We start from the raw sequence: 20,990 nt of genomic DNA on the forward strand, positions 1-20,990 counted from the left end.
CAGTGACCAGAATCGAGGAATCGTGGAAGCAGCCGGTGGCGGAATGACCGCCCGGGTGGGCATTTTGGTCTTCGACGGGGTGAAGCTGCTCGATGTCGCCGGCCCGGCGGAGGCATTCGCCGAGGCGAACCGCCTCGGCGGCTCCTACGAACTCATTTTCCTGTCACCGGACGGGAACGACGTCGCCTCGTCGGTAGGGCTGCGGGTATCGGTGGATGCCGTCGCGGCCGGCGCCGGAAACTTCCACACGGTCCTGGTAGCCGGCGGGGATGCCCTGCCCGAGCACCAACTTCCCGCCGGGCTCGTCGCCGCCGCCGGACATCTTGCCGACAACACCCGGCGAATGTCCTCGATTTGCACCGGCGCCTTCGTTCTGGCGGCGGCGGGACTGCTGGACGGGCGCCGGGCGACGACGCACTGGAAACACACCCGCGAGCTGGCCAGGCGTTATCCGGCAACGCGGGTGGAGCCGGACGCCATCTTCGTCAGCGACGGCCGGATCCACACCTCGGCCGGCGTCACGGCCGGCATCGACCTGGCCCTTGCGCTGATCGAAGAGGACCACGGCCCGGATCTGGCCCGCGAGGTGGCCCGCTCCCTCGTGGTGTACATGCAGCGCTCCGGCGGACAGTCGCAGTTCTCGGCGCCGCTCCAGGGGGATCCGCCCAAGTCCTCGCCCCTGCGGCCGGCGCTCGACGCCGTACGCGCCGATCCGGCGGCGGTGCTCTCTGTTCCGGCCCTCGCCCGGGACGCCAACCTGAGCGTGCGGCACCTGACGCGGCTCTTCCGTGAAGAACTGCAGACGACCCCGGCGAAGTATGTGGAGCTCGTCCGCTTCGACACCGCCAAGGCGCTGCTGGACTCGGGGTACAGCGTCACCGAGGCAGCCGAACGCTCGGGGTTCGGCAACTCCGAAGCGCTGCGGCGGACCTTCGTGGCACGGATCGGCATGCCGCCGTCGAAATACCAGCAGCGTTTCCGGTCCACGGCGAAGAACGGCTGAGCGGCAACGCCGTTGGCCGAATCCGAGGGATTGTCGTCCTTTGTGACGGTGCCCGGCTGACAGCGGCCGGGCAGCATGGGAAGCAAGGCACATTCCCATGCCTCTGGACAAAGGAGACAACCATGGCAGAAGTCATCGCCGGCATTACCATTCCGGACACGGAACTCGTTCGGAAGGCGACCGAGTTGGTCCGCGATACCACCGACGACCTGCTGTTCGACCATTCCCGGCGGGTGTACCTCTTCGGTGCCCTTCAGGGCCGGCGGCTCGGCCTCGACGTCGACCACGAACTGCTCTACGTCGGCGCGCTCTTCCACGATCTGGGCCTCACCGACACCTATGGCACCGACACCCTGCGCTTCGAGGTCGACGGCGCCAATGCCGCGAAGTCCTTCCTGCTGGAGCAGGGGCGCCCCGAGGCGGACGCGGCCAAGGTGTGGACCGCCATCGCGCTCCACACCACGCCGGGGGTGCCTGAATTCATGGATCCGGAAATCGCGCTGGTGACCGCCGGCGTGGAGACCGACGTCCTGGGGCTCGGCTACCAGGACCTGACGCGGGACGACATCGACGCGGTCACCGCGGCGCACCCGCGCCCGGACTTCAAGCGGCGGATCCTGGCCGCCTTCACGGACGGCAACAAGCACCGCCCGGAGACTACCTTCGGCAATGTCAACGCCGACGTGCTCGAGCACTTCAGCCCCGGCTTCCGCCGCATCGACTTCGTGGACATCATCCAGAACTCCGCCTGGCCGGAATAGGCACTCGCCGGACGCCCGGGGGCGGCGGAGCGCGGCTACTGCAGCGTGGCCGTCAGCCGGGCCACGTTGTCCACGTAGCGCTGCCAGCGGGGCCGCTGCCTCCACTCCTCCAGCGTGAGCTCCCGCGAAACCACCCGATAGCTGTCCTGGATCTCCGACACCCGCTCGACGATGTGGTCCCCGAGCATCATCACGGAGACCTCCATGTTCAGGGAGAAGGACCGCATGTCCATGTTGCTGGAGCCGATGACCGCGACCTCGTTGTCCACGGTGAAGTGCTTGGCGTGCAGCACCAGCGGCTTCGGGTAGCGGTAGATCCGCACGCCGGCCTCCAGCAGCGCCTGATAGTAGGACTGCTGGGCGTGATGGACCAGCAGCTGGTCGCCGCGTTCGGACACGAACAATTCGACCTCGACGCCGCGCTGGGCCGCCGTCGTAATGGCATAGAGCAGCGAGTCATCCGGTACGAAGTACGGGCTGCAGATGGACAGCCGCTCCACCGCCGCGTAGATGAGCGTGTTGAACAGGCGCAGGTTGTTCTCGGTTGCGAAGCCGGGACCGCTGGGCAGGGCCTGGCAGGTCATGGGGCCGGGCTCGCGGAACGGGGCCGGGGTGAACAACTCGCCTTCGAGCGTGTCGTCGGTTTCGCTGGACCAGTCGGTGGCGAACACAACGTTCAGCGCGGTGACGATGGGGCCTTCGTAGCGCGCCATCAGTTCCACCCATTTGCGGCCGATCTTATGGCTGGAAGTGCGGCGATAGCCGGGCTCGATCAGGTTCTGCGATCCGGTGAACGCCACACGGCCGTCCACCACCAGGATCTTGCGGTGGTTGCGCAAGTCGATCCGGCGCCACTGGCCGCGGACCGGCAGCACCGGCAGCATCCGGCGCCAGTCGATGTCGGTGGTCTCCAGCCAGCGGCGGAACTTGCGGTAGCCGGCGACGCGGAGGGTGCCGATGTGGTCGAACAGCAGGCGAACGCGGACACCCCGGGCGGCGGCTTCTTCCAAGGCGGTGAAGAGCTTGCCGGTGGTTTCGTCGCGGCTCATGATGTAGAACTCGATGTTCACGAACTCACGCGCCTCGCGCACGGCCTCGGTCATCGCGGCAATGGACTCGTCGTAGTCCGAGTACAGCTCCACGTGGTTGCTGTCCACCATGGGGAAGGCGCCGAGCCGCCGGTTCAACTCCGCCGCCGAATGCACCCAGGCCGGCGCTTCCTGCTCGCTGCTGGGCTCCTTGAGGTTCCGGGTGGCGGCCCATACCCGGCTGTTGATCTCCGACTGCTTGGCGATCCGGCGCTCCGAGAGGCGGTACCTGCCGAACATGAAAAAGAGCAACAGGCCGATCAGCGGGATGAAGAAGATGGCCAGCAGCCAGGCCATGGCGGTATTGGGGCGGCGGTTCCCCGGGATCACGCCCAGTGCAATGATGCGGATGGCCATATCGACCACGCCCAGAATCGCGACGGCCCAATCGGGGAATGTGCCCAGCCCCGCAAACGACCACAGCACGCGGCTGTTCCTCCCCTCCCGCCGTGTGCCGGCGCAATCCTCCCAGCCTACCCGGCGTTTGGGGGCAAACTAACTAAGCTGTAGCCATGACAGTTCTGGTGTTTTTGGACCCTGCCCACGAGGCGGGCCGCGTCGCAGATGCTTCCCGGCCTCAGCTGATGGCCACCGATCTCGGCGCCACCCGCGGGGACGGCATCTTCGAGTCCCTGCTGGCAGTCAACGGGGCCCCTCGCAAGCTGCAGGCGCACTTGGACCGGCTGGCCAGTTCGGCCCGGATCATGGACCTGCAGCTTCCCGCCCCGGACGCCTGGGAGCGTGCCATTGCGACGGCGATCGCCGAGCACCCGCCCGTCGAAGAACTGGTGATCAAGCTGCTGGTGACCCGCGGCGTGGAAGGCGCTTCCACGCCCACGGCCTGGGTCCAGGCTTCCCGGCCGCCGGCGGCCGGACGGCGCCAGCGCACCGACGGCATTTCCGTGCTGCTGCTCGACCGCGGGTACGACAGCTCGCTGGCCGAACGCGCCCCGTGGTTGCTCATGGGAGCCAAGACGCTTTCCTACGCGGTCAACATGGCCGCATTGCGTTATGCGCACAAGAACGGCGCCGACGACGCCATCTTCACGTCCAGCGACGGCCGCGTGCTCGAAGGGCCCACCTCCACCGTGCTGATGGCGCGGGTGCGCGACGGCGTGAAGACTTTGGTGACGCCGCTGCTGGAGAGCGGCATCCTGCCGGGCACTTCCCAGTCGGTGCTGTTCAAGGAGGCGGAAGCTGCCGGCTGGCAGTTGGGCTACGGTCCGCTGGAGCCGCACGATCTCTACGAAGCCGACGCCGTCTGGCTGGTGTCGAGTATCCGCCTGCTCGCCCCGGTCAAGAGTATCGACGGCAAGGAAATCCCCGTCTCGCCCGACCTGACGGAGGAGCTGACAGCGCTGCTGGCCCAGGGCAGCCGGGAGTAGCCGGCCGGAGTCATCCCACTTGACGCTGTCCCGACCGAGTATCCCAGGAGCCACCGCCGATGTTCTTGAAGCTTGAATGCGTCTGCGTTCCGACGGTCGACGTTGAGGCCTCCGTCAGGTTCTATGCCGGACTCGGGATGCGGGAGTCCTGGCGGATCAACCGCGAGACTCCAGCAGGACTGGCATGGACCCTGGTGGGCATGCGTTTTCCGGACGGGAACAGTTCCGAACTCGTCCTCAGCGACAACCCCGATAACCGGCGCCTGGAGGTCGAGGTATTCGTGGGCGATGTCCGGCGCGCCTACGAGGAGCTGTCTTCCAACGGCGGGGTGGAATGGATAGAGGCGCCCTTCGCGACCGAGTCAGGGCACGTGGCCGTGATGCGTGCGCCCGACGGCAACGTTTTCGTCCTGGTCGGTTCGTAGGGCGGGGGGCTGCCGCTGCGGAAACAGCCTCCAGGATGATCTGCTTGGAACACCGCGCTACTGCGATGTTAGGGTCGATTGACCGAAAGATCAGCATGCTGTCGTTCCGTCCGGGGCGGCAGCCCTGAGAAGGAGGGCAATGAAGGCTTTGACGTGGCAGGGAAAGCGCTCGGTCAGCGTGGAGGAGGTCCCGGATCCGCGGATCCAGGAGCCCACGGACGCGATCGTGCGGATCACCTCGACCGGCATCTGCGGCTCGGACCTGCACCTTTACGAGGTGCTCACTCCGTTCATGGACAAGGGCGACATCATCGGACACGAGCCCATGGGGATAGTGGAGGAAGTCGGCTCGGCCGTCACCCACATCAAGGCCGGGGACCGGGTGGTCATCCCGTTCAACGTCTCCTGCGGCCACTGCTTCATGTGCCGGAACGGTCTGCAGTCCCAGTGCGAAACCACCCAGGTCCGCGAGTACAACAACAATGCCCAGTTCCTGGGCTACTCGCGGCTCTACGGCTCCGTGCCCGGCGGGCAGGCCGAGTACCTGCGTGTCCCGCACGCCGACTACGGGCCCATCAAGGTGCCCCAGACCGGTGAGGACGAGCGCTATCTGTACCTCTCCGATGTGGTTCCCACCGCCTGGCAGGCCGTGCAGTACGCGGCCCCACCGGAAGGCGGTTCCCTGGCTGTGCTGGGCCTTGGCCCTATCGGCCAGATGTCCGCTCGGATCGGCCGGCACCTCGGCTTCCGCGTGCTCGCGGTGGACCCCGTCGCGGAGCGGCGGGCCATGGCGGAGCGTCACGGCATCGAGACGCTGGACCTGCACGGCGACGTCGCGGACGAACTGCGGGAGCGCACGGACGGCCGCGGGCCGGACTCGGTGGTGGATGCGGTGGGCATGGAGGCGCACGGCTCGCCCGTGGCGGGCGCGGTCCACCAGGCGGTGGGGCTGCTGCCGTCCGCCCTGGGCCGCAAGGCGATGGAGACAGCCGGAGTGGACAGGCTCGACGCGCTCTACACCGCGATCGACGCCGTCCGGCGCGGCGGCACGATCTCGATCAGCGGCGTGTACGGCGGGATGAAGGACCCCCTGCCGATGCTGACCATGTTCGACAAGCAGCTCCAGCTGCGGATGGGCCAGTGCAACGTGAAGCGGTGGATCGATGACCTGCTGCCGCTGGTCGACGACCCGTCGGACCCGCTGGGCGTGCTCGACCTGGCGACCCACCAAGTTCCGCTGGAGCAGGCTCCGGAGATGTACGAGAAGTTCCAGAAGAAGGAGGACGGCTGCATCAAGGTGGTGCTCAAGCCGTAGCCCCGAACGGAACGGCGGACCCCGGCTTTCATGGGACGGCCGGGGCCCGCCGGGCCCCGGTTCACACGAAGATGAAGTTCCAGGTCCCGGCGGCCACGGCGGCGGCGGCTGCCGCTCCGGCGATGACCGCGCCACCCAGCAACACCCAAACATCCACCACGCTGTAGGTGGATTCCCGCGCCCAGGTCCTGGGCCCGGCGCCGAAGCCGCGGGCCTCCATGGCGACGGCCAGCCGGGTGGCACGGCGGATGGCCTGCACGATCAGGCCGAACGCCTGGCCCACGAACGCACCAGCCTTGGCCAGCGGCCGGTTCTCCGCTCCGACACCGCGGGCGCGGCGCGCCAAACCGAGAATCCGCCATTCCTCCACGAGCAGCCCGACCAACCGCATGGCGGCCAGCGCTCCCAGCACGAAGCGGTGGGGCAGCTTCAGCTTCTGCGCCAGGGCGTCCGCCAGATCCGTGGGGTCGGTCGTCAGGAGCAGGAAAATGCCCGGCAGCGCCACGGCGAGCGAACGCAGGCCGATGGCAACGCCTCCGGCCACCGAGTCCTCGGTGAAGATCAGCGGACCGAACTGGAACAGCACGGCCCCGGTCTTCTCGGCCAGCAAGGCCGTTGCCCAGGCCCCGACGGCAGCCGCCGCCAGCAGCGGCCAGCCGCGCTTGAGCAGCACCCACGGCTTGACGCCCAGCACGGGCATCAGCAACAGTTCGGCGGCCAGCACCACGGAGGCGCTGACCCAGTCCACACTGAGCATGACCACCACGGTGATCAGGGTGGCGGCTGCCAGCTTTGATACCGGGTTGGCGCGGCCGAACGGGGAGGCTGCCAGCCGGGGGGTCAGCAGGTCCATGCTCATGCTGCCCTCCGAAGCGGCTGGGCCGGGCGCACGCCGCCGTCTGCCACCCGTATGCCGGCACCGCCGAGCGCCGCGGTGAAATCGGCGTCGTGCGTCACCGAGACCACGCTCCTGCCATCGGCCACCAGCTCGGCCAGCAGCGTGACCAGCTCGGCCCAGGTGTTGGCGTCCTGTCCGAAGGTCGGCTCGTCCAGCACCAGGATGTCCGGGCTGGTGGCCAGCATGGTGGCAACCGAGAGCCTGCGTTTCTCGCCGCCGGAAAGGGTGAACGGGTTGGCCTGCAGCAGGCGGGTCAGCCGGAGCCGCTCGGCGATCGTGTCCACCCGCTGCCGGACCGTCGCCTCGGGCAGTTTGGCCACGCGGCGCGGGCCAAACTCAAGTTCGTCAAGCACCGTGCCGGTGAGGAACTGGTGTTCCGGTTCCTGGAAGACGCTGCCGATCCGGGTCACCAGCTGCGCGGACTTCCACTTTGCCGGTGACAGGCCGGCGCCGCGGTGCAAGGCCGGTGTCGCCGACAGCTCCCCTCCTGCGGGCGGCACCAGGCCGGCGAGGGTGAGGGCCAGCGTGGATTTACCGGCGCCGTTCGCGCCGGTGATGCTGAGCGCCTGCCCGGCCAACAGGTCCAGGTCCACCCCGCGCAGCACCGGTTCGGCTCTCCGGTTACGCGACACGTCCAGCGCCGCCGCCCGCAGCAACGGCCCGCCCGGGGACGGCGCCGGAGGCAGGTCCAGCCCCGGGGTGTGCCCGGGAACCCAGACGCCGGCCTCGATCAAACGGGCGCGGGTGGCGCTCTCGGCGAGCACGGTGCCCGGCGGCCCGTCGGCCAGCACGCCGCCGCCGGCCGCGAGGACGATCACTCGGTCCACCACGTCCGCCCAGACAGCCACCCGGTGCTCGACCACCACCAGGGTGGCGCCGGTGCGGTCCAGCACCCGGGCCACGGCGTCGCGTACTTCCTGCACGCCGTCCGGGTCCAGGTTCGCGGTCGGCTCGTCCAGCAGCAGCAGCCCCGGCCGCATGGCCAGGACGGAGGCCAGCGCCAGCCGCTGCTTCTGGCCCCCGGACAGCGCCGAGGTGGGGTGATCCAACGGTACCGTCAGGCCGACATCGGCCAGGGATTCGCGGACCCTGTCCCAGATCTGCGTGCGCGGCAGCGACAGGTTCTCCGCTCCGAAGGCCACCTCGTCGCCCACCCGGGCCAGCACCAGCTGGCTCTCCGGATCCTGCAGCACAAGGCCGGCCCGGCCGCGGGCCTCGGAGGGACGGACACCCGCCACGGTGAGCCGGCCGGTCTCCTCGCCCTCGCCCTCGTCGCCGAGGACGCCGGCCAGAGCGTGCAGCAGCGTGGACTTGCCGGCCCCGGAGGCGCCCAGCAACAGTACCCGTTCACCCGGGGCGATGCTGAAACTGGCCCCGCGCACCGCCGGATCCTTGCGGCCGGCATGCCGCCAGCCCCACCCCTCGGCGTGGACCGGCACGGGCCCGGGCACCGCCGTCGTACTCTGCTCTCCCATGGAACGGCTCAGACGTCGGCCGAGCGTCCCGCGGCGAAGGAGGACAGCACGCCCGTCTTCGCCAGGCCCCTGACCGCCAGCCATGGCAGCAGCCCGGCAATCACGACGCCGGACACGGCGGCGAAGCCCACGTAGGCCAGCTGCCACTCGGCGGCCCAGAGCATGTTGTAGAGGATGTTCTCGCTGATGGACAGTGCCAGGCCTGCACCCAAGCCGGCCAGCAGCGCCACGCCGAGGTTGAACTTGCGGTACAGGAAGAGCAGGAAGACGACCTCGGCCCCCAGGCCCTGGATCAGGCCGGAGACCAAGACGGTCATGCCGAAGCTCGTGCCCAGCAGCGCGGAGACAATGGCGGCCAACATCTCGCAGTAGATGGCGGCGCCGGGCTTGCGGATGATCAGTCCGCCCAGCACGCCGGCCATCAGCCAGCCGCCGGTGTACAGTCCGGCGGAAGGCGGGAAGGCAAGGGTCAGGCCCTCGATCAGCGGCCAGCCCGCCGACCAGGCCCAGAAGATGACGCCGACGGCCACGGCGACCACCGAGGCCACGACGATGTCCACCACCCGCCAGCCGTAGCGCGGCTTCCGGGCAGGTGTGGGCGTGGCGGGTGCATTCGAAACGGTACTCAATGGGATCCTCCTGGTTGCAGGAGGGGAGGGCGGCCATGCGGCGCGCCCCGAGAACTCGACTCCCTTCGCCGGTACTAACCGGAGCAGGTTCGAGGGTCTGCGGTTCATCCGCACTCTCAGCGTCCCTCCCGGTCTCCGGTGTGTACCGGCCGGTCGGACGCTCCCCTGTCGTCATAGGTGCTGTCTAGCAGCACGCACCAGTCTACACTCGCCCGCAGCGGCGGGCGATTCGGCTTCAGACCCTTGGAAAATGCACGACGGCTTACGGCCCGGGCGGGTGCCGGGCAGTAGGCTGGGAACCGGAACAGCAGTTGAGACGGGGCTTCGGCCCCGGGAGGGAGCGGGCATGAACATTGTGTTGAGGCTCTTGGGCACACTGGTGAGTATCGGCGCGGGCCTGGCAGCCAGCCAGCTGCTGGGGTTTGTCTGGAAGATGGTCACCGGAAAAGATGCGCCGAAGAGCGACGATGACCTGGAGAACAGCCTGCGGGCGGCGGTCGCCTTCGCCGTGGTATCCGGCACCGTGGCGCGCGTGATCCAGGTGCTGACCAAGCGCGCCACCGCCAAGGCGGTCATCCGCTACGACAAGACGCGGGAAATGGTCTAAGCGGTTCCTTGAGGGGGCCCGATGGGGGACGGGACCGCGGTCCCGTCCCCCATCGCGCTTCTGTCCCCGGTCCGCAGGCACCCGCCACCGGACCGGTTTCTTTTGTCCGCGGGTTATTTTTTGTCCGCCGGCCCGGCGTCGTCCTCATCGTTCCGCGCCGGACCAGCCGCAGCCGCCGCGGTGGGTCGCTCCCCCTGGCCGCCGGCTGCGACACCGCTGCCGGCGTCGCTGCCGGAAGGCGCGACGTCGTCGGGTGCGGCCGCTGAATCTTCCTCGGCCGCTGCCTCCACCACCGCATCGAGGTCGTCCACGCTGAGGATTTCCTTGCGCAGGTGTTTGGTGCGGTATCCGGCCCGGCCCACCATGTGGGCGGAAACCGGCACGGTGAGCAACTGGAACAGCCAGGCTATGAGGAGCAAGGGCACCGCCGCCCAGCTGCGCAGCTGCAATCCCAGTCCCGTCAGCAGCAGCAGCAGGCCGAACACCTGCGGTTTCGTGGCGGCGTGCATCCGTGAGAGCAGGTCCGGGAACCGCAGCAGGCCGATGGCCGCGGCCAGGGACATCCCCGCGCCGGCGATCAGGCAGACGGCGGTCGCGACGTCGAGTATCAGGTCAGTGTTCACGGGGCCGCCCGTCCGTCACGAAACGGGCCACGGCGACCGAGCCGATGAAACCGACAACGCAGATGACAACGACCAGCGTCAGGTTGTTCAGGTGGCCGCCGGCGGCCATGTCCACGATGAGTCCGGCGCAGACAATCGCCAGCAGCACGTCAATGGCCAGCAGCCGGTCCAGCAGCGAGGGGCCGCGGGCGAGGCGGATCAGCGACAGTACCGCGGCCGCGCCCAGCACTGCGCTCACGACGACTTGGGCAACCGGAATGACTTCCCCGTTCACACTGCACCTCCCCTGCCGGTACCTTCGGCCTTGACGATTGCCAGTTCTTCCTTGGTGCCCATCATCCGGATCAGGCCCGCCTCGATCCGCCGCACGTCTGCCCGGAAACGTTCAGCGGCCTCCTCGGTGGCCACGTCGATCACGTGCAGGTAAAGGGTGGACGTCGAGCGGTCCACATCCACCACGAAGCTGCCGGGGATCAACGAAATGGCATGCCCGGTCGCAGTCACCAGCAGGTCGGAATGGCTTCGCAGCCGGACCGCCACCACCGCGTTGCGCAGCGTCGGGCCCCGGGTAAGGGCCAGCCACAGGACTTCGACGCTCGCCACCGCCACCTGCCACACGAACGTGACAGCGAAGACCAGCGCCGCCAGCGGATTGAAGCGTCCGCTGAGTTCGACCGGCGGCAGGTAGAACAGGTTCACGATGACCAGCGCGATCAGCAGGCCGAAGATCAGGTTGCCGGGGCTGAAATCCTGCCACAGGGAGCCCCAGAGGATGACCAGCCAAGCCAGCAGCGGCAGCTCGACCCAGATGGAGATGCGCGGTTTCCTCATTGGCCCCCCTCCTGCAGGGCGCCCTCACCCAGGACGGCCTCGATGTACGGGGTGCGCTGCAGCATCTCCCGCGCCGCCTGGTCGCTGAGCTCGAACAGGGGACCGGCGAACAGCGTCAGGGCAAGGCCCATCGCCACCAGCCCGACCGTCGGCCAGACCATGGGCAGCGGCAGCAGCTGAACGATGCCCCGCCCGGTGAACCGCCCGTGCGGGTGGTCCTCCACATGGCGGGTGGTCCGCACGGCGGATCCATCGGGCTTGGTGGCCACCAGGACCGGGTCCGGGTGCTCGGCATCTTCGGGGCGCCGCCAGAACACGCGGTTCCAGACCCGCGCCATGGCCAGTAGGGTCAGCAGCGACGTGACCATGCTGCCCGCCACCAGTACCCAGGCGACCGGGGTGCCCAGCTCCACGCCGCCCTGCACGAGCCCGATCTTGCCCAGGAAACCCGAGAACGGCGGGATGCCGGCCAGGTTCATGGCCGGCACGAAGAACAGGATGGCCAGCAGCGGCGACAGCTTGGCCATGCCGCCCAGCCGGTCCATGTTGGTGGTCCCGCCGCGGCGTTCGATCAGGCCGGCGACCAGGAACAGGCTGGTCTGCACCGTAATATGGTGCGCCACATAATAGACCGCCGCGCCCAGGCCCACCACCGAGGACATGGCCAGGCCAAAGACCATGTAGCCGATGTGGCTGACCAGGGTGAAGGAGAGCATGCGCTTGATGTCGATCTGCGCCACGGCCCCGAGGATGCCTACCACCATGGTCAGGACCGCCACGACCATCAGGAACGTGTTGAGCCGGTCGCCAGGGAACAGCAGCGTCTCGGTGCGGATCATGGCATAGACGCCGACCTTGGTGAGCAGGCCGGCAAACACCGCGGTGACCGGCGCCGGCGCCGTCGGATACGAGTCGGGCAACCAGAAGGACAGCGGGAAGACCGCCGCCTTGATGCCGAAGGCCACCAGCAGCATCAAATGCAGCGTCATCTGCGTTGCCGGATCCAGTTCGCCGAGCTTGATCGCCAGGTCGGCCATATTAATGGTCCCGGTGGCCGCGTAGATCATCGCGATGGAGACCAGGAACAGCACCGAGGAGATGACGCTGACGACGACGTACGTCACCCCGGCACGGATCCGCGGGCTGGTGCCGCCAAGAGTCATCAGCACGTAACTGGCCGTGAGCAGCATTTCGAAGCCGACATACAGGTTGAACAGGTCGCCGGTCAGGAACGCGTTGGAAACCCCGGCCACCAGGATCAGGTACGTCGGGTGGAAGATCGAGACCGGGCCTTCCTCGTCGCTGTCCGTCATGCCCTGGCCCGAGGCATACAGCAGCACCGCCAGGCTGACGGCCGAGGAGACCACCAGCATCAGCGCGGACAGCTCATCCACCACCAGGGTGATGCCGAAGGGGGGAAGCCAACCGCCGAGGTTCACCGCCTGCGCCCCGCTGGTCCAGGCCGAGGCCAGCATCACGGTCTCCAGTGCCAACGTCACCGTGAGCGTGATGGCACCGGTCCGGCGCTGCGCGTTTGGGTGGCGGATCAGCACGAACGCCAGGGCAGCACCCAGCAGCGGCAGGACTACTGCCAGCGGCGCAATGGTGGCGGCGTTCACTGCTTTCCCTCCATCCGGGACCTGGTGGTGGCTGGCGTTTCTTCGGCTTCGTCCGGCGGGACGAACTCGGTGGTCTCGGCCGGGATCTCCGCGTCGTCCTCGGCATCGAAGGTGGGCTGGTTGGCCACCCGGCGGTCCTCGATATCGTCCTGGACCTCGTCCTGCCGTCCCAGCACCCAGGAGCGGTAGATGATGGCCAGCATGAAAGCGGTGACGGCGAAGGAAATCACGATGGAGGTAAGGATCAACGCCTGCGGCAACGGATCGCTGTAGGCGTCCGCGGGGATGTCGCTGCCGAAGATGGGCGCCAGGCCCGCCGGCCCGCCGGTGGTGAGCAGGAGCAGGTTGGCACCGTTGGTGATGAGCATCAGGCCGAGCATCACCCGGGTCAGGCTGCGCTCGAGGATCAGGTAGACGCCCACCGCGAACAGTACGCCCATCACCAGGAGCAGCGTCAGGTTAACAGTCACCGGGACACCTCCTCCTCGATCGCTTCGGGTACTTGCAGTTCGGCACTCTTGCGGCGCCCGTGGGTGCGTTCCTCGGTGCGTTCGTCGATCTCGGCGCCGAAGCTGCGCAGCACGTCGAGCACCAGGCCCACCACCACCAGGTAGACCCCGATGTCGAAGATCGTCGATGTGACGAACTTGTGTTCGCCGAAGACCGGGAGGCTGAACTCAAGGATCGCGCTCTGGAAGACCTGGCCGCCCAGGAAGATCGGGACGACGGCGGTCAGCGCCGCGGCGCCAAGCCCCAGGCCGAGCAACAGGCCCGCACTGATGGGCGTGGCTTCCGCCAGCTCGATCCGTCCGCCGGCCAAATAGCGGACGGTCAGGGCAATACCGGCCAGCAGGCCGCCCGCGAACCCGCCGCCGGGGAGGTTGTGGCCGGTCAACAGCAGGTAGACGGAGAAGATCATCACCGAGTGGAAGAGCAGGCGGGTGATCACCTCGAAGATGATGGAGCGGCGTTCCGGCGCGAGGGTACGGCCGGCCACCAGCCAGGCGTCGCGCGGCACGACGGCGAACTTGCGGGCCGTCGCCAGGGCTGCTGCCTCGCGGTCCGAATGGGCCACCGTCTCGTAGCCGCGCCCCACCGATCCGCTGGCCACGGCGTCCACGGGTTCCGGACGCTTCTCCCCGCGGCTCCGGATGAAGATCAAGCTGGCCACGCCGGTAGCAGCCAGTGCCAGCACCGCAATCTCGCCGAACGTGTCCCAGGCCCTGATGTCCACCAGGATGACGTTGACGATGTTCTCGCCGCCGCCGCCCTCGTAGGCCAGCTGCGGCAGGGCCAGGGACACCGGAGCTGCCGTGCGTGCCGCCATCGCCGTCATCGCGATCACAATCATCGTGAGGCCGAAAGCGGCTCCGATGATGGCTCGCAACAGTTTGAACCGTCCTGGCGTGCGCAGCCACAGCCGGGCCGGCAGCGAACGAAGGGCCAGCACGATGGCCACCAGGGAGATCGTTTCCACCAGCAGTTGGGTCAAGGCAATGTCCGGCGCCCCGTGCATGGCGAAGATGAAGGCCAACCCGTAGCCGGCCACCGAGACCATCAGCACCGCCATGAAGCGCTTGTTCGCGCGGATGGCCCCCAATGCGCCTGCCGCCACGATTATCCCCGCGATGGCCTGCGCGGGGGTATCGAACCACACCAGGCTCTCCGGCAGCGGGGCATCCATCAGTACGATGGCGCTCAGCGGAGTCACGATCGCCACGATCAGGATCACACACAGGTAAAAGACCAGCGAGCCTCGCTGGGTCCGTCCGGTGACCCAGATGGCCACCTCGTCCAGCACGCCGATGATGCCGCGGTAGATCCGGTCGGCGTCCGGGACGAAGCGGATCCGGGCCTGGAAAGCGGCGATAGGGGTGCGCAGCAGGAACAGGGCGACGCCGGTGGCGATGGTGATGACGGTCAGGCCGAGAGCCGGCGTGAATCCGTGCCACAGTGCCAGGTGTGTGGCTGCGGTGTCCAGTGTGAACAGGCCGGCATAGGGCGCGACGGCGGCTTCGACCGGAGCGGGCCAGAGTCCGAACAACACGGTGGCCACGGCAAGCACGGCGGGTGCCGCCAGGAAGGCCCACGGAACAGCCTTGAATTCGATGGCCTCGCGGCCGGGTTTGGCCGCGAAGCCGCCCCAGATAAAGCGGGCGCTGTAGGCGAAGGTCAGGATGGATCCGGCCACAACGCCGGCCAGGAGCAGGCCCCCCACCCAGCCAGAGACGCCGGCCCGGTGGATGAAGGCTTCGTAGACGGACTCTTTGGCGACGAAACCCAGCAACGGCGGCAGGCCGGCCATGGACGCTGCACCGATCAGGGCGACCGCGAACAGTTTCGGGGCCTTGCGGTACAGGTGCGACAGTTCGCGGATGTCACGCGTTCCGGCCTGGTGATCGATGATGCCCACCACCAGGAACAGGGTCGCCTTAAAGAAACCGTGGGCCAGCAGCAGGCCCATCCCGGCCAGCGCGGCTTCCTGCGAGCCGAGCCCGACCACCAGGGTCAGGAACCCCAGTTGGCTGACCGTGCCATAGGCCAGGATCAACTTGAGGTCGTTCTGGCGCATGGCCTGCCAGCCGCCCACCAGCATGGTCAGCAGCCCGAGCCCCAGCACGACGCCGTGCCAGTAGTCGGTACTGGAGAATCCGGGCGACAGCCGCGCTACCAGGTAGATGCCAGCCTTCACCATGGCGGCGGCATGCAGGTAGGCGCTGACCGGGGTCGGTGCCGCCATGGCCGCCGGGAGCCAGAAGTGGAAGGGCACCAGCGCGGACTTGCTGATGGCCCCGATGAGTACCAGCAGAATGGCTATGTCGATGATCTGCCCGTGGGCCATCAGCGTTCCGGCTGCTGCGAGGATCTCGGAGATCCGGTAAGTGCCGGCCGTCTGGCCGATCATCAGCAGGCCGACCAGCATGGTCAATCCGCCCAGGGTGGTGACCATCAGGGCCTGCAACGCGGACCGGCGCGCGGACAGCCGGTGCCTGGCGTAACCGATCAGCAGGTAGGACAGGACGGTGGTGAGTTCCCAGAAGATGTAGAGCAGGATCAGGTCGTCGGCGGTGACCAAGCCGAACATGGCACCGCTAAAGGCCAGCAGCTGTGCACCGAAAGGACCGATGTCCGGATCGTCGGCCTTGAAGTAGCGGGCACAGTAGAACAACACCAGGGCGCCGACGCCCAGGATCAGGATGCACAGCACCGCCGCGAGCGTGTCCATCCGAAAGGCCAGTTCCAGCTGCAGGCCCGGGACCCAGGCGAAGACCTCAGACGGCGGAGCGTTGGGAGCGCCGTCGAGTGCCTTCTGGTTCGCGCCGGTGTAGCTGTCGAACGTGGCGATCAGCCAGACGAATCCGGCGGCGGGAACCGCGGCCAGGATATAAAATGTTGACCGTCCGAGCTTCCGGAAAATTAAGGGCGCTATAAAGGCCACCGCAAAAAGCAGGGTGAGCACAATCAGCACGGGATACTCCGGAACTTCCTTTAGGTTTACCAAGGATTAGACGGACATGGCCAAGGTCCATTCTACCCATGGCATAGACGGTGCGGCGCCCGCGGAGGGTCGCAAACAGCCGTCGGGAACCTACGGCAAGCGCGCAATCTGCTTGTTCGCCAAAGATTCACGCGGCACCCGGCGCTGCTCAAAGTTCGCAGCGGGCGAAACGGATAGCATCGCGGTATGACTGACTCGGCCGGCATTCCGGCAACCCAAGATGCGGGCGGCAAAGCGGGCGGCGCGGCCGCGGAGCGGTTGAATAGAAAGCACGTCCTGGCCTGGGCCTCCTGGGACTGGGGCTCGGCGGCCTTCAACGCGGTCATGACAACGTTTGTATTCACCGTCTATCTGACCAGCGATGCGTTCGGCGGCGAAGCGTTCGCGTCCGAAATCCTCGGTTACGGCCTGGCCATCGCCGGGTTGGCCATCGCCCTGCTGGCCCCGGTCACCGGGCAACGTTCCGACACCGGCGGCCGCCGCAGGCTTTGGCTCGGGCTCAACAGCGTGGCTGTCGCAGTATTGACCGGCCTGTGCTTCTTCGTCTTCCCCTCCCCCGGCTTCCTCTTCCTGGGCGTGGGACTCATCGCGCTGGCCAACATCTTTTTCGAGTTCGCGAATGTGAACTACTACGCGATGCTCACCCAAATCTCCACGCCGTCGACCATCGGCAAGGTCAGCGGCTTCGGCTGGGCCATGGGTTACGTCGGCGGAGTTGTGGCGCTTGCCCTGGTGCTGGTCGGCTTCGTCCTGCCGGAAACCGGCTGGTTTGGGGCGACTGCGGAGAACGGACTGAACATCCGCCTGGTGGCGGTGTTCTGCGCCGTGTGGTTCATGGCCTTCGCGCTGCCGGTACTTTTCGCGGTCCCGGAGATCCCGCGCCAGCCTGCGGCCGCGTCGCTCAGTTTCTTTGCGTCCTACGGGCTGCTCTTCCGCCGCATCAAGGCAATCTTCACCTCCAGCCCGCACACGATTTTCTTCCTGATCGCCAGCGCCATCTTCCGCGACGGGCTCGCGGCGGTGTTTACCTTCGGCGGGGTGATCGCGGCGGGCACCTTCGGTTTCTCGCTCAGCCAGGTGATCGTCTTCGCCATCGCCGGAAATGTTGTCGCGGCGATCGGTGCCGTGGCGGGCGGGGTGCTGGACGACCGCATCGGCCCGAAGAACGTCATTGTGGGGGCGCTGATCGGGCTGATCGTAGCCGCCGTCGCCATTTTCGCGTTGGGCCCGGGGAACCACGTGTTCTTGGGCAACGCGTGGTCCGGTGATACCACGTTCTGGGTCTTCGGCCTGCTGCTGTGCCTGTTCGTGGGGCCGGCCCAATCGTCGTCGCGTGCCTACTTGGCCCGGCTCGCGCCGCGCGGCGAGGAGGGGGAGTTCTTCGGCCTCTACGCCACCACCGGGCGCGCCGTCAGCTTCCTGGCCCCGTCCCTGTTTGCCCTGTCCATCACCGTCTTCGGCGAACAGCGTCACGGCATCCTGGGCATCCTGGTGGTGCTGCTGGCCGGCCTCCTGGCGCTGCTGCCGGTCAAGACGCCGGCCCGGATCCAGCGCGCCAGTACTCCCAGCGCCTGAGCGGCCCGGATCAGCGTTCGATGACCGTGCGGTGGAAGTTCTGGTAGCTGCGCGAAGCGGTGGGGCCGCGCTGGCCCTGGTACCGGTTGCCGTATTCCCCGGAACCGTACGGATGCTCCGCCGGCGAGGACAACCGGAAAAAGCACAGCTGGCCGATCTTGGAACCCGGCCACAGCATGATCGGCAGCGTCGCCATGTTGGAGAGCTCCAGCGTTACGTGCCCGGAGAAACCGGGGTCGATAAATCCTGCCGTCGAGTGGGTCAGCAGGCCCAGCCGGCCCAGCGAGGACTTGCCCTCCAGCCTGGCTGCGATGTCATCGGGCAGCGTCACCGTCTCGTACGTGGAGCCGAGCACGAATTCGCCGGGATGCAGGACGAACGGTTCCTCGGGGTCCACCTCCACCAGCCGGGTCAGCTCCGGCTGCTCCAGCTCCGGGTCAATGTGGGCGTACTTGTGGTTGTCGAACAGCCGGAAGAACCGGTCAAGCCGCACGTCGACGCTTGAGGGCTGGATCATGTCCGGTTGGAACGGATCCAGGACGATGCGTTGGGAGTCCAGTTCGGCACGAATATCGCGGTCGGAGATCAGCACACTTCAAAAATACACGGGACCGACCCCCTCCCCTGACGCATGACGCGGCCGCCCCCCGGGCTTTTGCGCCTGGCCTCTGTCCCGATCGGTGTGGGGGTGCGACCATTGAACCAGGCGGGCCGCAGCACCTCGTTGGCGGCCACCGGGCCGCTGTCGGCGGGGGAACGAACGGCCTCCGCCGGCAGCTTTAAGGCCGCCGGTCAGGCCTTGCCGATTTCCGTGCGCACCGCGTACAGCTCGGGGAAGAAGGTGAGCTCCAGCGCCCGGCGAAGGAAGCCGGCGCCGGAGGATCCGCCGGTGCCATGCTTCATCCCGATGGTCCGCTCCACCGTCTTCAGGTGCCGGAAGCGCCAGAGCTGGAAGTTGTCCTCCAGGTCCACCAGTTCTTCGCAGGCCTCGTAGACGTCCCAGTTCGCGCCGGCGTTCTCGTAGACGGCCTTGAAGGTCCCCACCAGCTCCGGGTTGAACTCGTGCGCCTCGGTCACGTCGCGGTCCAGCAGTTCCGCCGGAACCGGGTAGCCGTGCCGGTGCAGGTAGGCCAGGAATTCGTCGTACACGCTGCTTTGTTCCAGCAGCTCGCCGAGCATGACCTGGGCGGCGGGATCGTCCGCAAAGACGGCCAGCATGCCCCTGTTCTTGTTGCCCAGCAGGAACTCCACGGCCCGGTACTGGTAGGACTGGAAGCCCGACGCCGATCCCAAATCGCCGCGGAATTCGGCGTATTCGGACGGCGTCAGCGTGGCCAGCACCGACCATTGCTCGGTCAGCGAGCGCTGGATGTGCTTAATCCGGGCGATGCCTTTCATGGCGAACCGCAGGTCGTCGTCTCGCAGCTTCTGCCGTACGGTGCGCAGCTCGTGCAGCACCAGCTTCAACCACAGCTCGGACGTCTGGTGCTGAATGATGAACAGCATCTCGTCGTGGTGCTCCGGGCTGCTGACCGGGTGCTGGGCAGAGAGCAACTGGTCCAAGGACAGATAGGAGCCGTAACTCATCTTGTCCGAGAAATCGGTCTCGATGTCTTCCTCGAGACGTCGGGTGTTCTTGTCTACGGTCATGGCGGCTTCCGTCGGTTCTCCTGCCTCGTTGCAGGCCTGCTACCAGCCTACGGCCCCGACGCCGCGAATGCCTCCGCCGCCGCGCTGGGCGCCGTCAGCCACGGACCGAGGAGTCCCACCGCCACTTCTGTCCGCGGGTTTCGGGCGTCCTGCCGCTGGCGCTGAGCAGATCCTGCCAGGGATCGTCCGTGCGCCGAGCCGCCGGAAATATGCGGTTCAGTACCCGCCCTATGACAGCTTCGTCGGGCCGGTATCCGACCCCGTGGACAGCCAGGATGTCGAATCCATGCAGCACGGCTTCGGCGATGCCCATCGCCGCGAAACCCGAGGCGTCCGAGGTCCCGGCCGGATGGTAGCCGCGGTGGGTGCCGGGGGCGGTGGCGGTCACCGCGTACAGCAATCCAGCGGCGGCATCGAAACAACTCGCGATGCCGGCCGTTCCCGTGGAAGGGTCGGGCCAGAACAGGATGGGCGGCCCGCCCGGGCGCCACGGCGGCGGGTCCAGCAGCACTACGTAGCCGTCCTGCGGCGGTTTCCGGCCTGACAGCTGCAGGGCGTAGAACGCGAAGTCGTCCATGACGTGGGCCGCCGTCTCGCGGCAGCTCCACTCCAACTCCAGCGCGGGCTTTTCCCAGGCATCGTCGGGGAGCTCCGCCAAGCGGCTGGCCAGGTCATCGGTGATGGTGCGGAAGTCTTCCGCCGTTGGTTCCATCCGATGATCCTGCCGTAGACCTGCCGCCGGCGCCACCATTCTCCGCGAATGTCAGCTCACGCGGCGCTCACCGGCTTCCACCGGTGCCGCGATGATGTTGCCCTCCACAGGCATCGGGCAGATGCCGAAGTCGGTGAAGGCGCTGGGAAAGTTGGTGGCCCGGTTGAAATCGATCAGTACCGTGCCGTCGGGGCCGGGACGGCGGGTCACCACGGAACGCCAGCCGGCGGTGCTGTCTCCGTTGGTTTCGTCGTGGAAGTTCAACGACAAGGCGCCCAGTTTCTCCGGTTCCGCCACCAAGGTGTGGACGGTGCCGCCCAATTCGAAGCTGACCGTCCCGACCGCGGTGGCGATCCCTCCCACGTCCGGGTTTGACGTGGCAATCTGCAGGGTGAGGGGTTCCGGATACGCTTCGAACCGGCCGGCCACCACCAGGTCCGGGTTGTAATCGAAAACCGGGACCCCGTCGAAGTCCTGCCGGTTGGGCGAGTCATTGTCCCGGGTCCGGACCGCGTACCGGTCGCCGCGGACGGCCAATTCGACGGCGATGCTGCCGCGGCGCACCCAGAGCAGCGATTCCTCATTTCCCAGGGTTGCCGTCAAGGTGCCTATTGCCGGCTCCCCGCTTTCTGCCCAGTACAAGCCATCGTCGGCGGTCGCCGTCAACGAGGCGTGGCCGCCGCCGGATGCCGGGCCGTTGGCGCTCCACAGGCCGGTGACCTGTTCCAGCCGCGCCGGTTCGGCCGGCAGCCACTGCAGCGAGGTGAGCGTGAGCCAGCCGTGCTCCGCCGCCAGCGCCTGGTTGCGGTTGTCCCTGAACCGGAGCCAGCTTTCCCGCCTGCGGGTCTCGTCACGTGGATTGGTCATGCTCGCCTTCCCTCGGTCATCGCCGGGC

The 20,990-nt window shown here is 67.6% G+C and carries 20 protein-coding genes, 1 pseudogene and 1 riboswitch; of the genes and pseudogenes, 7 read left to right on the forward strand and 14 right to left on the reverse strand.

Going from position 1 to position 20,990, the window contains the following annotated elements:
- Positions 1-22 precede the first annotated feature (22 nt).
- Together AC5RVD_RS00970 and AC5RVD_RS00975 are read left to right on the forward strand one after the other, a co-directional pair.
- Complete coding sequence (locus AC5RVD_RS00970) at positions 23-1,003, forward strand: GlxA family transcriptional regulator (RefSeq protein ID WP_494125661.1); 981 nt, start codon at positions 23-25, stop codon at positions 1,001-1,003.
- Positions 1,004-1,125: 122 nt separating this feature from the next.
- Positions 1,126-1,764, forward strand: coding sequence for an HD domain-containing protein (locus AC5RVD_RS00975; RefSeq protein ID WP_494125662.1), 639 nt, complete (start codon positions 1,126-1,128; stop codon positions 1,762-1,764).
- Positions 1,765-1,799: 35 nt separating this feature from the next.
- Here the strand turns inward: AC5RVD_RS00975 and cls are convergent, their stop codons facing one another.
- Positions 1,800-3,278, reverse strand: a complete 1,479-nt coding sequence (gene cls / locus AC5RVD_RS00980; protein WP_494112854.1) for a cardiolipin synthase — start codon at positions 3,276-3,278, stop codon at positions 1,800-1,802.
- Between the two features lie 86 nt (positions 3,279-3,364).
- Between cls and AC5RVD_RS00985 the strand changes: the two genes are divergently transcribed.
- From AC5RVD_RS00985 to AC5RVD_RS00995, 3 genes are all read left to right on the forward strand, one after another.
- Entirely contained in the window at positions 3,365-4,237 is an 873-nt protein-coding gene (locus AC5RVD_RS00985) for an aminodeoxychorismate lyase (protein ID WP_494112853.1), read from the forward strand.
- A gap of 59 nt (positions 4,238-4,296) precedes the next feature.
- Positions 4,297-4,662, forward strand: coding sequence for a VOC family protein (locus tag AC5RVD_RS00990; protein WP_494112852.1), 366 nt, complete (start codon positions 4,297-4,299; stop codon positions 4,660-4,662).
- Between the two features lie 139 nt (positions 4,663-4,801).
- A complete protein-coding gene (locus AC5RVD_RS00995; protein ID WP_494112851.1) occupies positions 4,802-5,977 on the forward strand; it encodes a zinc-dependent alcohol dehydrogenase in 1,176 nt (391 codons plus the stop codon).
- A 61-nt stretch (positions 5,978-6,038) separates the two neighbouring features.
- Here AC5RVD_RS00995 and AC5RVD_RS01000 read toward each other — a convergent pair whose 3' ends face one another.
- Genes AC5RVD_RS01000 through AC5RVD_RS01010 form a run of 3 tightly spaced genes read right to left on the reverse strand, consistent with a single transcriptional unit; the run spans position 6,039 to position 8,979 of the window.
- The gene (locus AC5RVD_RS01000) at positions 6,039-6,836 is read right to left on the reverse strand and encodes an energy-coupling factor transporter transmembrane component T family protein (RefSeq protein WP_494125663.1); all 798 of its coding nucleotides are present in this window, start codon (positions 6,834-6,836) and stop codon (positions 6,039-6,041) included.
- Positions 6,833-8,350, reverse strand: a complete 1,518-nt coding sequence (locus tag AC5RVD_RS01005) for an ABC transporter ATP-binding protein (protein ID WP_494112849.1) — start codon at positions 8,348-8,350, stop codon at positions 6,833-6,835. Before AC5RVD_RS01005 ends, AC5RVD_RS01000 begins: the two co-directional genes overlap by 4 nt.
- An 8-nt stretch (positions 8,351-8,358) precedes the next feature.
- Positions 8,359-8,979, reverse strand: a complete 621-nt coding sequence (locus tag AC5RVD_RS01010) for an ECF transporter S component (protein ID WP_494112848.1) — start codon at positions 8,977-8,979, stop codon at positions 8,359-8,361.
- A 43-nt stretch (positions 8,980-9,022) separates the two neighbouring features.
- Positions 9,023-9,156, reverse strand: a riboswitch (TPP riboswitch).
- A 169-nt stretch (positions 9,157-9,325) separates the two neighbouring features.
- Between AC5RVD_RS01010 and AC5RVD_RS01015 the strand changes: the two genes are divergently transcribed.
- Positions 9,326-9,586, forward strand: coding sequence for a DUF4235 domain-containing protein (locus AC5RVD_RS01015; protein WP_494112847.1), 261 nt, complete (start codon positions 9,326-9,328; stop codon positions 9,584-9,586).
- 257 nt (positions 9,587-9,843) lie between these two features.
- Here the strand turns inward: AC5RVD_RS01015 and mnhG are convergent.
- The 6 genes and pseudogenes from mnhG to AC5RVD_RS01045 all read right to left on the reverse strand — a co-directional run.
- Positions 9,844-10,209: pseudogene (gene mnhG, locus AC5RVD_RS01020) on the reverse strand (monovalent cation/H(+) antiporter subunit G); the annotation flags it as partial.
- On the reverse strand, positions 10,199-10,483 hold the full coding sequence (locus AC5RVD_RS01025) for an MrpF/PhaF family protein (RefSeq protein ID WP_494125664.1): 285 nt from the start codon (positions 10,481-10,483) through the stop codon (positions 10,199-10,201). The pseudogene mnhG and the gene AC5RVD_RS01025, both read right to left, overlap by 11 nt.
- Complete coding sequence (locus AC5RVD_RS01030; protein WP_494125665.1) at positions 10,480-11,040, reverse strand: Na+/H+ antiporter subunit E; 561 nt, start codon at positions 11,038-11,040, stop codon at positions 10,480-10,482. Before AC5RVD_RS01030 ends, AC5RVD_RS01025 begins: the two co-directional genes overlap by 4 nt.
- Entirely contained in the window at positions 11,037-12,659 is a 1,623-nt protein-coding gene (locus AC5RVD_RS01035) for a Na+/H+ antiporter subunit D (protein WP_494125666.1), read from the reverse strand. Before AC5RVD_RS01035 ends, AC5RVD_RS01030 begins: the two co-directional genes overlap by 4 nt.
- Complete coding sequence (locus AC5RVD_RS01040) at positions 12,656-13,129, reverse strand: Na(+)/H(+) antiporter subunit C (RefSeq protein ID WP_494112843.1); 474 nt, start codon at positions 13,127-13,129, stop codon at positions 12,656-12,658. Before AC5RVD_RS01040 ends, AC5RVD_RS01035 begins: the two co-directional genes overlap by 4 nt.
- Entirely contained in the window at positions 13,126-16,128 is a 3,003-nt protein-coding gene (locus AC5RVD_RS01045; RefSeq protein WP_494112842.1) for a Na+/H+ antiporter subunit A, read from the reverse strand. The genes AC5RVD_RS01040 and AC5RVD_RS01045 overlap by 4 nt, the downstream gene beginning before the upstream one ends.
- A 216-nt stretch (positions 16,129-16,344) precedes the next feature.
- Here AC5RVD_RS01045 and AC5RVD_RS01050 point away from each other — a divergent pair, with 216 nt between their 5' ends.
- On the forward strand, positions 16,345-17,733 hold the full coding sequence (locus tag AC5RVD_RS01050; RefSeq protein WP_494125667.1) for an MFS transporter: 1,389 nt from the start codon (positions 16,345-16,347) through the stop codon (positions 17,731-17,733).
- A gap of 10 nt (positions 17,734-17,743) precedes the next feature.
- On the opposite strand, the gene dcd is transcribed toward AC5RVD_RS01050, so the two are convergent.
- The 4 genes from dcd to AC5RVD_RS01070 all read right to left on the reverse strand — a co-directional run bounded on the left by dcd (position 17,744) and on the right by AC5RVD_RS01070 (position 20,962).
- A complete protein-coding gene (gene dcd, locus AC5RVD_RS01055) occupies positions 17,744-18,325 on the reverse strand; it encodes a dCTP deaminase (RefSeq protein WP_494112840.1) in 582 nt (193 codons plus the stop codon).
- 200 nt (positions 18,326-18,525) lie between these two features.
- The gene (locus AC5RVD_RS01060; RefSeq protein WP_494125668.1) at positions 18,526-19,383 is read right to left on the reverse strand and encodes a tryptophan 2,3-dioxygenase; all 858 of its coding nucleotides are present in this window, start codon (positions 19,381-19,383) and stop codon (positions 18,526-18,528) included.
- Positions 19,384-19,477: 94 nt separating this feature from the next.
- Positions 19,478-20,095: a DinB family protein gene (locus AC5RVD_RS01065; RefSeq protein ID WP_494125669.1), complete on the reverse strand. Its 618-nt coding sequence runs from the start codon at positions 20,093-20,095 to the stop codon at positions 19,478-19,480.
- A gap of 51 nt (positions 20,096-20,146) precedes the next feature.
- Positions 20,147-20,962: a DUF1684 domain-containing protein gene (locus AC5RVD_RS01070; protein ID WP_494112837.1), complete on the reverse strand. Its 816-nt coding sequence runs from the start codon at positions 20,960-20,962 to the stop codon at positions 20,147-20,149.
- Positions 20,963-20,990 lie beyond the last annotated feature (28 nt).

It is taken from the genome of Arthrobacter sp. THG-b23, from assembly GCF_059091265.1.

What these genes read in the sequence shown, in the direction of transcription:
- AC5RVD_RS00975 (WP_494125662.1), top strand. Translation starts at nt 1,126, where the DNA reads ATGGCAGAAGTCATCGCCGGCATTACCATTCCGGACACGGAACTCGTT.
- AC5RVD_RS00985 (WP_494112853.1), top strand. Translation starts at nt 3,365, where the DNA reads ATGACAGTTCTGGTGTTTTTGGACCCTGCCCACGAGGCGGGCCGCGTC.
- AC5RVD_RS00990 (WP_494112852.1), top strand. Translation starts at nt 4,297, where the DNA reads ATGTTCTTGAAGCTTGAATGCGTCTGCGTTCCGACGGTCGACGTTGAG.
- AC5RVD_RS00995 (WP_494112851.1), top strand. Translation starts at nt 4,802, where the DNA reads ATGAAGGCTTTGACGTGGCAGGGAAAGCGCTCGGTCAGCGTGGAGGAG.
- AC5RVD_RS01000 (WP_494125663.1), bottom strand. Translation starts at nt 6,836, where the DNA reads ATGAGCATGGACCTGCTGACCCCCCGGCTGGCAGCCTCCCCGTTCGGC.
- AC5RVD_RS01005 (WP_494112849.1), bottom strand. Translation starts at nt 8,350, where the DNA reads ATGGGAGAGCAGAGTACGACGGCGGTGCCCGGGCCCGTGCCGGTCCAC.
- AC5RVD_RS01015 (WP_494112847.1), top strand. Translation starts at nt 9,326, where the DNA reads ATGAACATTGTGTTGAGGCTCTTGGGCACACTGGTGAGTATCGGCGCG.
- AC5RVD_RS01030 (WP_494125665.1), bottom strand. Translation starts at nt 11,040, where the DNA reads ATGAGGAAACCGCGCATCTCCATCTGGGTCGAGCTGCCGCTGCTGGCT.
- AC5RVD_RS01050 (WP_494125667.1), top strand. Translation starts at nt 16,345, where the DNA reads ATGACTGACTCGGCCGGCATTCCGGCAACCCAAGATGCGGGCGGCAAA.
- AC5RVD_RS01060 (WP_494125668.1), bottom strand. Translation starts at nt 19,383, where the DNA reads ATGACCGTAGACAAGAACACCCGACGTCTCGAGGAAGACATCGAGACC.
- AC5RVD_RS01065 (WP_494125669.1), bottom strand. Translation starts at nt 20,095, where the DNA reads ATGGAACCAACGGCGGAAGACTTCCGCACCATCACCGATGACCTGGCC.
- AC5RVD_RS01070 (WP_494112837.1), bottom strand. Translation starts at nt 20,962, where the DNA reads ATGACCAATCCACGTGACGAGACCCGCAGGCGGGAAAGCTGGCTCCGG.